At 73.1% G+C, this 11,096-nt stretch carries 10 protein-coding genes; 4 read left to right on the top strand and 6 right to left on the bottom strand.

Annotated elements, in window-relative coordinates; translation table 11 throughout:
- Positions 1 to 79 precede the first annotated feature (79 nt).
- The 3 genes from AB0M11_RS02785 (at position 80) to AB0M11_RS02795 (ending at position 3,228) form a co-directional block, all read left to right on the top strand.
- Positions 80 to 814 carry a response regulator transcription factor gene (locus AB0M11_RS02785; RefSeq protein ID WP_365700602.1) on the top strand — a complete coding sequence of 245 codons (735 nt, stop codon included), beginning with the start codon at positions 80 to 82 and terminating at the stop codon, positions 812 to 814.
- Positions 811 to 2,238: a HAMP domain-containing sensor histidine kinase gene (locus AB0M11_RS02790; RefSeq protein ID WP_365700604.1), complete on the top strand. Its 1,428-nt coding sequence runs from the start codon at positions 811 to 813 to the stop codon at positions 2,236 to 2,238. The genes AB0M11_RS02785 and AB0M11_RS02790 overlap by 4 nt, the downstream gene beginning before the upstream one ends.
- Positions 2,239 to 2,484: 246 nt before the next feature.
- The gene (locus AB0M11_RS02795) at positions 2,485 to 3,228 is read left to right on the top strand and encodes a PH domain-containing protein (RefSeq protein ID WP_365700606.1); all 744 of its coding nucleotides are present in this window, start codon (positions 2,485 to 2,487) and stop codon (positions 3,226 to 3,228) included.
- 39 nt (positions 3,229 to 3,267) lie between these two features.
- Here AB0M11_RS02795 and AB0M11_RS02800 read toward each other — a convergent pair whose 3' ends face one another.
- The gene (locus AB0M11_RS02800) at positions 3,268 to 5,049 is read right to left on the bottom strand and encodes an ABC transporter ATP-binding protein (RefSeq protein ID WP_365700607.1); all 1,782 of its coding nucleotides are present in this window, start codon (positions 5,047 to 5,049) and stop codon (positions 3,268 to 3,270) included.
- Positions 5,050 to 6,056: 1,007 nt separating this feature from the next.
- Here AB0M11_RS02800 and mshD point away from each other — a divergent pair.
- Positions 6,057 to 6,986 (top strand): mycothiol synthase, encoded by a 930-nt coding sequence (gene mshD / locus AB0M11_RS02805; protein WP_365700608.1) that lies wholly within the window; start codon positions 6,057 to 6,059, stop codon positions 6,984 to 6,986.
- 7 nt (positions 6,987 to 6,993) lie between these two features.
- Here mshD and AB0M11_RS02810 read toward each other — a convergent pair whose 3' ends face one another.
- The 5 genes from AB0M11_RS02810 to AB0M11_RS02830 are packed head-to-tail and all read right to left on the bottom strand — an operon-like array spanning position 6,994 to position 11,039.
- The gene (locus tag AB0M11_RS02810) at positions 6,994 to 7,194 is read right to left on the bottom strand and encodes a hypothetical protein (RefSeq protein ID WP_365700610.1); all 201 of its coding nucleotides are present in this window, start codon (positions 7,192 to 7,194) and stop codon (positions 6,994 to 6,996) included.
- A 47-nt stretch (positions 7,195 to 7,241) separates the two neighbouring features.
- The gene (locus AB0M11_RS02815) at positions 7,242 to 8,789 is read right to left on the bottom strand and encodes an ABC transporter permease (RefSeq protein ID WP_365700612.1); all 1,548 of its coding nucleotides are present in this window, start codon (positions 8,787 to 8,789) and stop codon (positions 7,242 to 7,244) included.
- Positions 8,786 to 9,646 (bottom strand): ABC transporter ATP-binding protein, encoded by an 861-nt coding sequence (locus AB0M11_RS02820; RefSeq protein ID WP_365700614.1) that lies wholly within the window; start codon positions 9,644 to 9,646, stop codon positions 8,786 to 8,788. Before AB0M11_RS02820 ends, AB0M11_RS02815 begins: the two co-directional genes overlap by 4 nt.
- Positions 9,647 to 9,672: 26 nt before the next feature.
- On the bottom strand, positions 9,673 to 10,482 hold the full coding sequence (locus AB0M11_RS02825) for a zf-HC2 domain-containing protein (protein ID WP_365700616.1): 810 nt from the start codon (positions 10,480 to 10,482) through the stop codon (positions 9,673 to 9,675).
- Positions 10,479 to 11,039: an RNA polymerase sigma factor gene (locus tag AB0M11_RS02830; protein WP_365700618.1), complete on the bottom strand. Its 561-nt coding sequence runs from the start codon at positions 11,037 to 11,039 to the stop codon at positions 10,479 to 10,481. Before AB0M11_RS02830 ends, AB0M11_RS02825 begins: the two co-directional genes overlap by 4 nt.
- Positions 11,040 to 11,096 lie beyond the last annotated feature (57 nt).

The following is an 11,096-nucleotide window of genomic DNA, read 5'->3' on the forward strand; positions in this document are numbered from 1 at the left end:
TACCCGGCAGCCCGGAAACATGCGAGGCTGAGAGGCGCGTCCCGACCCAGACCCACCGCACCCCGAGGAAACGCGAGCGATGAGCCCCGCCGATGGCGACCGTGAACCCCAGCGCATCCTGATCGTCGACGACGAGCCGGCCGTACGCGAAGCCCTCCAGCGCAGCCTCGCCTTCGAGGGGTACGAGACCGAGGTCGCGGTCGACGGCGCGGACGCGCTGGAGAAGGCGACGGCCTGCAAGCCGGACCTGATCGTCCTCGACATCCAGATGCCCCGCATGGACGGCATGACCGCGGCCCGCCGCATCCGTGGCGCCGGCGACACCACCCCGATCCTGATGCTGACGGCCCGCGACACGGTCGGCGACCGCGTCACCGGTCTCGACGCCGGGGCCGACGACTACCTGGTCAAGCCGTTCGAACTCGACGAGCTCTTCGCCCGCATCCGGGCCCTGCTGCGCCGCAGCTCCTACGCGGCCACGGTCGCCGACGCCGTCCAGGAGGACGAGGCGCTCACCTTCGGCGACCTGCGCATGGACCTCGCGACCCGGGAGGTCACCCGGTCCGGCCGCCAGGTCGAGCTGACCCGCACGGAGTTCACCCTCCTGGAGATGTTCATGGCGCACCCGCGCCAGGTCCTCACCCGCGAGCAGATCCTCAAGGCCGTCTGGGGCTTCGACTTCGAGCCCTCGTCCAACTCCCTCGACGTCTACGTCATGTACCTCCGCCGCAAGACCGAGGCCGGCGGTGAACCCCGACTCGTCCACACCGTGCGCGGCGTCGGCTACGTGCTGCGCCAGGGCGGCGCCGAGTGAACAGGCTCGCCGCCCGCTTCCGCACCCTCCCGATCCGCGCCCGCCTGTCCATGCTGGTCGCGGCGGCGGTGGCGTTCGCGGTGGCGGCGGTCTCGGTGACCTGCTGGTTCATCGTGCAGGGGAAGCTGTACGACCAACTGCAGAGCGACCTGGAGAAGCAACTGCACGGCCCGGTGGCCGCGCAGCTCCTCAGCGGTGCCCTCAGCGACTGCTTCGACACCCCTCAGGGCGCCAACCACCTGCGGATCGACTACGGCCAGGCGGTCACGACGGACGGCACGGTCTGCCTGCTGCCCGGTTCCACGGACGTGATCCGGATCGGCCAGTCCGACGAGGACATCATCAAGAGCGGGAACACCGACACGCTCTACTTCCGCAACGGCACCGACAAGAGCGGCAACGCCGTACGGGTCATGACCCAGGTGTTCCCCGCGCAGAACGGTTCCTACGTCGGGCTGGTCACCGGTGTCCCCCTGAAGAGCACCCAGGACACCCTCAAGGACCTCGCCCTGATCCTCCTCCTCGTCTCCGGCGTCGGCGTCCTCGGCGCCGGAGCCGCGGGCCTCGCCGTCGCACGCGCCGGTCTCCGCCCCGTGGACGAGCTCACGCAGGCCGTCGAGCACGTCGCCCGGACCGAGGACCTGAGCATCCGCATCCCCGTGGAGGACGCGTCGGACGACGAGATCGCCCGCCTCTCCCGCTCCTTCAACAGCATGACCAGCTCCCTGGCCAGCTCCCGCGAACTGCAGCAACAGCTCATCGCGGACGCCGGCCACGAACTGCGCACCCCCCTCACCTCGCTCCGCACGAACATCGAGCTCCTGACCCGCAGCGAGGAGACCGGCAGGCCCATCCCCGCGGCGGACCGCAAGGCGCTGCTCGCCTCGGTGAAGGCGCAGGTGACGGAGCTGGCGTCGCTGATCGGCGACCTCCAGGAGCTGTCCCGCTCGGAGGGTCAGCGCGGTGAGCGCGTGCAGATCGTGGCGCTTGAGGACACGGTCGAGGCGGCCCTGCGCCGCGCCCGCCTGCGCGGCCCGGAGCTGACGATCACGGCGGACGTCCAGCCGTGGTTCGTCCGGGCCGAGCCCTCCGCCCTGGAGCGGGCGATCGTCAACATCCTCGACAACGCGGTGAAGTTCAGTCCCGAGGGCGGCACGATCGAGGTCACCCTGGACCGCGGGGTCCTGACGGTCCGCGACCACGGACCCGGCATCGCGGAGGACGAACTCCCCCACGTCTTCGACCGCTTCTGGCGCTCCCCGAGCGCACGGGCCCTGCCCGGCTCGGGCCTCGGCCTCTCCATCGTGGCCCGCACGGTGCAGCAGGCCGGCGGCGACGTCACCCTGACCCGCGCGAGCGGCGGCGGCACGGTGGCGACGGTACGCCTGCCGGGAGCGCCCACGGCTCCGCCGGAAACACCGTAGCCGCCACGCGCATGCCTCATCCGCGCTTCGGCCCTGTGATCGCCTCCCCGATCACGAGCCCCTTGGCGGGGCCTTCGGGAACGGCGTCACCGGTGACCTGGCGGTCTGACGCCAGATCACCCGTTCGAGCGATCACGGACCGGACCGTCACGCCTGGACCGGACCGCTTTCCGAGGCGACGGAGGGCCGCCCTATCCTCTCCCCAGTCGCGCACCCGTTCGGTGCGCTTGGGGAGGGGCACGGATCGTGGACGAGGGTGGAGTCGAGCGGGTGTACCGGAGGCGCCGGAAGCCGCCCCTGGCGTACCTCCTCCTGCCGGGGCTGCTGATGATGAACGCGTTGATCCAGACGAGCCGGGTCTCCCGCGACGGGGACGGCGGCGGGAGCGGGTTCTGGTGGGGGCCGCCGGCCCTCGCGGTACTGATGGGGCTGGCGATCGCGCGGGTCGCGCTGGAGCAGTTCCGGGCGCGCACCAGGGTCACGGCCGCCGGGATCACCGCGCAGGGGCCGCTGCGTGCGCGGACCTGGGCCTGGTCGGAGGTGTACGACATCCGGGTGGAGCAGTCGCCGCGCGGTTCCGGGCGGGCGGCTCCGCGGTGGCTCACCTACCTGTACGACTTCCAGGGCCGCCGCTTCCTGCTGTGGCACCTCAACGACTGGCAGCTGGACGACCCGTACGCCGAGGTCGCGGAGTTGTGCCTGGCCGCGGCCCCGCTGCGCAGCCTCACCTGGGAGCGCCGGCCGGACGTCGAGGAGCTGATCCTGCGCGGGGCGGCGCGGCGGAGGGCCGGGACCTGGGGGGCGTACGGCGCGATCGCGGTCTTCTGCCTCATGTTCGTGCTCGACGTCGCGCTGATCACGGTGGGGCGTCCGGACCATCCCTTCGTGCTCTTCGTGTGCGTGCCCCTGGCCGCCGGCGCGGCCCTCGCCTTCGTGCTCGACCGGTACTGGCGCGCCCGGCCGCCGCACTCCCCGGCCCGGCAGCCGTAGCCCGCCCGCATCAGGAGCGGGTCACGCTCGGGAACGCCGCTACCACCTGAGGATCATCGTCTCGTCGGGGGCCGGGGCCGGTTCCGCGGCCTCGGGGAGCGGGTGGGCCAGGGTGGCATAGGCGCCGCCCCGGGCTAGGAGTTCGGCGTGGGTGCCGGACTCCACCAGGCGGCCGCGGTCGACGACCAGGATGCGGTCGGCGTCGGGGGCGAGGGTGAGGTCGTGCGTGATCATGATGGTGGTCCGGCCCGCCATGAGCCTGCGCAGGGGGGCGACGACCTGGCGGGCGGCGATCGCGTCCAGGCCCGCCGTCGGCTCGTCGAGGACCAGGACCGGGGCGGCGCGGAGCATCGCGCGGGCGATGGCGATCCGCTGGAGCTGGCCGCCGGAGAGGGCGGCGGTGCCGGGGGCGATGTGGGTGTCGTAGCCCTCGGGGAGGGCGGTGACGAAGGCGTGGGCGGCCGCGTCCCGTGCCGCCTGCTCGATCTCGGCGTCCGTCGCGCCGGGGCGGCCGCACGCGATGTTCTCGCGGATCGTGCCGTTGAGGATCAGCGTCTGCTGCGGGAGCAGGGCGACGTTCTCGCGGAGGAACTCCAGGGGGACGTCGGTGAGCGGCACGCCGTCCAGGCAGAGCACGCCGGCGGAGGGGTCGTAGAAGCGGGTGAGCAGCTTGGCGAGGGTGGACTTGCCGGCGCCGCTCTTGCCGGTGACCAGGACCAGTTCGCCGGGGCCGGCGGTGAGGTCGACGCCGCGGAGGGAGGCGCGGGGGGACTCCGGGTAGCGGAAGGAGACGTTGTGGAAGCTGACCCAGCCACGGACCGGCCAGGGGCCGACGGGCCGGGCGGGGTCGGTGACGGCGGGCTCGGCGTCCAGGATCTCCCCGATGCGCTCCGCGCCCGCGGTGGCCGCGGTGAGGGTGAGGCCGAGCTGGCCGAGGTTGCGGACCGGCGGATAGAGGTAGCCGAGGAAGGCGGCGAAGGCGAGGAGCTGACCGAGGGTCATGCGGTCCGCGGAGATCTCCCAGACGCCCAGGCCGATCACGGCGAGCACGCAGAGGGTCTCCACGACCTCGACGAACTGGGCGTACATCTCGCTGAGCCGGGCGCCCCGCACGCTCGCCCGCAGCCAGGCGCGGGCCTCGGCGTCGAGGCGCTGCTCCTCGTCCCGGCGGCGGTTGTAGGCCTGGGTGAGGACGACGTTGCCGAGGGACTCCTCCACCACGGAGGTGATCGCGCCGTCGGCGACCCGCTCGTCCTGGGAGGCCGTCCTGATCCGGCCGGAGAAGCGGCGGGCGGCCAGCAGGAACAGGGGCGCGAGGACTAAGGTGGCAAGGGCCAGGTCCCAGCGCAGCCAGAACGCGGCGGCCGCGTAGAAGACGGCGGAGAAGGCGGCGGCGACGGTGCCGACGACACCGGACACGACCATCTGCTCGATGGCCTCGACGTCACCGGTGAGGCGTTCCACCAGGTCGCCCTGGCGGTGCTGCTGGAAGAAGTGCGGGGGCAGGTCCTGGACGTGCCGGAAGACCTTGGCGCGCAGGCGCAGGACGAATCTCTCGGCGGTCCAGGCGGCCAGCGAGTTGCCGAGGTAGCCGACGAGAGCACCCACCGCGGCGACCAGGAGCCAGGCGCCGGCCGGGCCCCAGAAGGCGGAGAGCGAACCGGCCTTGAGGGCGTTGTCGGTGAGGTCGGCGAAGAGCAGGATCGCGGCGGTCTCGGCGAGCGCGGACACCACCACGCACCCGATGATCAGCCAGAGCCACTTGCGGTCGCCGCGGGTCAGCGGCCAGAAACGGCGGAAGGCCGCACGGGCTTCTCTCATGGTCGGCAACTCCCTTCAGGGGCGGTCGGGGGGCGGACATGGCCGCGGCGGGGCCACCGGTACGACCACGCGTGACCGGTGACCCCGCCGCACGGCGTGTCTCAGTGCCTGTCGCCGACGGGGCGCTTGGGCTCCGGCTTCTTCGGAGCGGGCTTCTTCGGGGCCGGGGCGGGCTTGCGGTGCTTCTTGACCGGGACGATCTTGTGGAAGCTCATGGTGTGGTTCCTTTCCGTGGTGACGCGTGTCGCGGTGACATGTGTCGTGGTTCTGCAACAGTTTCTCTACCGACCTGCCGCAACAACCTGTGAATGAATGTGAATTACTTCTGTAAATGCTTGGTCAGCGCTCGTCGCCGATCGGTCGACGCTTCGGTTCCGGCTTCTTCGGAGCGGGCTTCTTCGGGGCCGGGGCGGGCTTGCGGTGCTTCTTGACCGGGACGATCTTATGGAAGCTCATGCTGTTCTCCTTCACTCTGTCGTCCGCGCCGTTCGCTTTCGACATGGAAAACATTACGGGACCCGAGCGCCCGAAAAAGCCATTTCCAGTGAGACCTCGATGAATTGCGGCTGAGATTAATTTTCAGAAGCAACCGGGAACCGAATGCCGTCTCACATAGGTTTTATCCACCAGATCCGGCAGGTCCAACAGGTCCGACAGAAAAGGGCCCGGTGCACGATCGTGATCCGGTTCGTCGCCGACGGTGCGAGCGGGGCGGTCGGCGAGGAGTTGGCCGTCATGAGGCGTAGGGACTTCGCTTGCGTGACTCCTCCCCTGGCTGGAGCCGGGGACTTCTCGTGCGCGTGGTGGCCGCACGAGACGCCGTGGAACTTCTCCTGTGCGGGCCGGTCCTCCTTCGCGGCGTGCCCGCATCCGGTCCGGCGCAGCCCAGGGTCAACGCGCGTAGCACATCAGGGTGTTCGTGCTTACGTCTCGGTTGCCGGTTGCCCTCCCCCTTGCCTTCTCCCGGTGCCCGCACTTTGCCGATCCGGCCCCGTACCCTCGTACGCATGACCAGCGACGACACCGCACGGCCGCCCATGTACTCCCGCTCCATCGACACCTTCTCCGCGCTCACCCCGGATCAGGCCGAGGCCGTACGGGAGCTGCTGGAGCAGGCCGCTCGGGCCGACGGCCAGCAGCCGGTGTCCGAGCAGGGCCGCCTCCAGCTCGGCGGCGGTGCCCGGGAGGGCGTCTCCCATCTGCTCCTCACCGCCGGCGGTGAACTCGTCGGCTACGCCCAGCTGGAGGACACCGATCCGGTGGAGGCGCCGGCCGCCGAACTGGTCGTCCACCCGGAGCACCGGGGCCACGGACACGGCCGCGCCCTGGGTTCGGCCCTGCTGGCCGCGTCCGGCAAGCGGCTGCGGGTGTGGGCGCACGGCGGCCACTCGGCGGCCCGCCACCTCGCGCAGGTCCTCGGCCTCACCCTGTTCCGCGAACTGCGGCAGATGCGCCGCCCGTTGACGGACCTGGACCTGCCGGACCCGAAGCTGCCCGACGGCGTCACCGTCCGCGCCTTCGTGCCCGGCCAGGACGACGCGGCCTGGCTCGCCGTCAACGCCGCCGCCTTCGCCCACCACCCGGAACAGGGCTCGCTGACCCAGCGCGACCTGGACGACCGCAAGGCCCAGCCCTGGTTCGACCCGGCCGGCTTCTTCCTCGCGGAGCGCGAGGGCGAACTGCTGGGCTTCCACTGGACGAAGGTCCACGACGCCGAACGCCTCGGCGAGGTCTACGTCCTCGGCGTCTCCCCCGCCGCCCAGGGCGGCGGCCTCGGCAAGTCCCTCACCACCATCGGCCTGCGCCACCTGGCCGACCGCGGCCTGCCGACGGCGATGCTGTACGTCGACGCCGACAACACCGCGGCGGTCGCGGTCTACGAACGCCTGGGCTTCACCACCCACGAGACGGACCTGATGTACCGCACGGAGACCTGAGGATCCCTCACCGGCCCGGCGGACGCCTGCGGCTGACCAGGTAGGCGGACCTGCAGGCAACGGCGACGGCCACCGCCGCGGCGAGCGCCTTGACGAGGGGCGCGGCGCCGCCGGCCAGGGTGGCCGCGGCGAGGCCGAGGACGACGGCGGCCGAGAGCCAGGGCATCGCCCTCTCGGCCGGGCCCCCGTCACGGAATGGGTTGTCCATGCCCGTCTCCTCTCCGCCCGCCACCGGTCGCCCCCATCATGCCCGCGTCAGCCCGCCGGGCAGTCGTCCGGCCCCGTCGGCGCCTTCACGCCGAGCAGGCGGGCCGCGTCGGCCGTCGTCGTGTGCGGGGAGACCAGCTGCCGCCAGTGGGACTTCACACGGGCCGCCACCGTGTCGTGCGGCTCGCGGAGCAGTTCGCGGACGACCTGGGTCTGCTGGGCCGAGACGGACATGCTGCCGCCGTCCGAGGTGCGGACCACGCCGGAGCCCTTGAGGCTGTCGTCGATGCGGAGGTGGCGGAAGGTGGTGGCGGGGGTGGAGTCGCCGGCGAGGGCCAGCCACATCGTCGTCACCCCGCGGGCGTCGCACATGTCCGCAGAGGCCTGTTCGCTGCCCGCGACCAGGACCCGGGCGACCCCGACCGCGAACTCGGGGACCCGGTTGCCGCCCCACTGGGTGCCCACCGTGACCGTGCCGGGGGTGGCGCTCGTCGGGAGGGTGGCGTCCGTGGTCAGGTCGCTGATCTCCTGGATGCGCTGACGGACGGTGAGCCGGGTCGTGGCCGCGGCACCGCCCGCCTCGGACCGGACCCGGTCGACCACCGACGCCCAGTCGACCGTCCAGCCCTTCCAGTCCGGGTACGCGCAGTAGCGGGAGCCGGCCCGCTCGACGCACGTCTGGAACTTCGCCGGGTGGTCCGCCTCCGCCTTCCGCGCGGCCCGCAGAGCGGCGGAGTCGCCCGGCGCCTGACCCACCGCGCCGGCCACCGCGGCCGCGAGGGCCACGGCGGTCGCCGCCTTCAGCACCCGGGCCCTGCTGCCGGCCACCCACATCGCGACGCACACCACCAGCATCGTGAGCCCCAGCAGATACAGCGCGTGCCAGCCCGCCGGACGGCCCAGCAGTTCGCCGGGGACCGGGGTGCCGCCGTTCTCCAGCACGGCCGGCCACAGCCAGTCCACGCCGTGGGCGCCCGAGCCGCCGGGCAGCAGGCTGGTGACGAACCCGAACCCGAGCAGGAGCAGCAGCGGGGCCGCCGGGTGGGGCAGGAGCCGGGCCAGCAGCACCCCGACCGCGCCGGCGAGCAGGACGGCCAGCGGGGCCACCGCCAGTTCGAAGACCGAGCCGTGGCCGACCGCGCCCGGCCGCAGCGCCGCCCAGGTGAACTGGACGCCGACCACCAGGGCCACGCCGAGCGCGAAGGGCACCACGGACAGCGCGTGGGCCAGCGTGCGGCGCGCGGTCGGCATCGCCAGCACCCCGAACTGCTCCTCCAGGCCCCGCCGCCGGTTGAGCAGCGCCGCCCGGTGCACGCACACCAGCAGGGCGACGGCGAACAGCTCGGGGCCGCCCTGGGTCGAGCGGTCCACGTCGTGCAGGACCGGGTACGCGTCCATGCCCTCGTCCCGGCCGAACAGGCCGTATCCGACGTAGGTCAGGTACAGCAGGCCGAAGAGCAGCATCGGGATCTGCAGGAGGAGCTGGCGGGCCTCGAAGGCGGCCAGCGCGCGGACGGACCCCCACGCGGTGGCGCGTTCGCTCCGCTCACGCCCGGCGGCCGCCGCCTCCGGCTCTTTCACGAGGACGCTCGTCATGCCGCGACCTCCGTGCTCTCGGCGTCGAGAACCAGCAGGTAGCCGTCCTCCAGGGTGGGTTCGAGCAGCTCGGCGCCGGTGGGCGGGTCGCCGACGTTGCGGAAGGCGCCGGTGCCGGTGCGCCAGCCGGCCCGCGCGCCCGGGGCGCGTTCCGTGCTGCTCCACACGCGTCCGGCCGCGCAGGCGGTCAGCTCGGCGGGGGTGCCGTCGAAGCGGACCCGGCCGCCGGCCAGCACGATCACCCGGTTGCAGAGCATCGCCACGTCCTCGGTCTGGTGGGTGGACAGCACCACCGTGCGGCCCTCCCCGGCCTCCGCGATCAGTTCCCGGAACCGCATGCGCTGTTCGGGATCGAGTCCGACCGTCGGCTCGTCCAGGACCAGGAACCGGGGGTCGCCGACGAGCGCGGCGGCCAGCGCGACCCGCTGCCGCATCCCGCCGGACAGCCGCTTGATCCGGGTGCCGCGCACGTCGGCCAGACCGACCTGGTCGAGGACGCGGCGCACCTCGCGGTGGCGGCCGCCGCGGTCGGTGAGTTCCTTGAGGACGGCCACGTAGTCGACGAACTCGAAGGCCGTGAAGTCCGGGTGGAAGCCGGGGGTCTGCGGGAGGTAGCCGAGCGTGCGGCGGACCGCGAGCCGGCCGGACGGGGTGGCCGGGTCCGCGCCGTACACCGTGAAGGCGCCGGCATCCGGCGGTACGGCGGTGGCGAGGACCTTCAGCAGGGTGGTCTTCCCGGCGCCGTTGGGGCCGAGCAGGCCGGTGACGCCGTCCGTCAGGGACAGGGTGACGCCGTCGAGCGCCGGGGTGCCGCCGTGGCGCACGGTGAGGCCGACGGCGGAGACAGTGGTGGGCAACGTGGGACTCCAGCTGGGGCTGTCGGTCAGTAGGGTTTGGCGTCGAAGCGGTCCCGCACCTGGTGCAGGACGAGTGTGGCCAGCGCGGCGAGCGCCGCCGCCACCGACTGCCCGGCCGTGGTGAACGCGGCCGGTGTGCCGGTCGGGTGCAGCGCCGCCACCGCCATCAGGACGGTCCACGCCCCGCCGACCAGGCCGGGGCCGAGCACCGGGCCCAGCCTGGCGGAGAGGGCGAGGCCGGCCGCGGTGAGCGCGAGGGCGGGCAGCAGCCAGCCGAAGGCGAGCAGCCCGTAGCCGGGCAGGGCCAGCGCGGCCAGGCAGTTGAAGCCGAGGGAGGCGGTCAGTGCGGCCACCGTGCGGATCATCAGCAGCCGGAAGCCGTGCGTCGGGGCGACCGCGGCGATCTCGTACGTCGGGTCGAGGACCGGTCCGTACGACAGGGCCACCGCGCCCAGCGGAAGCAGCGGGGCCAGGGCCAGGAACAGCGCCGGCGCGTCCACCGCGTGGACCACGAGGACCGTCGCCGCCAGCACGCAGGCCACCGACGCCAGCCAGGAGCGGCGCAGCACCGGGGTCGCGGTGAGCAGCTGCGCGGTGTGGTCGGCGACCCCGAGGCGGACCAGGAACCGGTGGCCCAACCCTGGGCGCGGCGCGTCCAGTTCGGCGTCCAGGCGCTCCCAGCCGGCGTCCAGCGCGAGCGGGTCGGACACCGCCGCGAGCACCGCGCGGCAGTCGGCGCAGGAACCGACGTGGGTGTCGGCCGACCACAGCCGCGGCGGCGCCAGCTCCCCGCGTGCGTAGGCCCGCAGATCGTCCTGAGACACATGCCAGGTCATGCCAGTTCCTCCCGCAGCTGCTTGCGCGCCCGCATCGCGCGGGTCTTGACCGTCCCCGGCGGGATGCCGAGCAGGACCGCCGCCTCCCGGGTGGTCAGTCCGTCGATCACCGTCGCCTGGAGCACCGCCCGCAGTTCGGGCGAGAGCCGGACCAGGGCCCCGGCGAGGTCCCCGTGCTCCACCCCCGCGAGCACGCGTTCCTCCGCCGAGGCCTCGTCCCGGTGCCGCAGCCGGGCCAGCGCCTGCCGCAGCCGGCCGCGGGCGCCGTCGCCGCGCACCGCGTCGATCAGCCGCCGCGACCCGATGCGCCACAGCCACCCGGCCGCGTCGGCGGGCACCCCGTCCTCGGTGGTCTCCCGGTATCGGGCGGTCCCCCGCCACACCGCGAGGAAGGTCTCCTGCACGACGTCGTCGACCACGGACGGGTCCGCGCACCGGCCGCGCAGCCGCGCGGTCAGCCACGGGGCGTACCGCCGGTACAGCTCCTCGAAGGCGCGCCGGTCCGCGTCCGCGGCAATGGCCCGCAGCAGCTCCCCGTCGCTTCTCGTTCCGCTCACATCCCCTCATCGCACCGGCCCCGCCGATCGGTTCACGGGACCGGCCTTGACTTTCCG

The organism is Streptomyces sp. NPDC051987 (genome assembly GCF_040680735.1).
Taxonomy (GTDB): domain Bacteria; phylum Actinomycetota; class Actinomycetes; order Streptomycetales; family Streptomycetaceae; genus Streptomyces.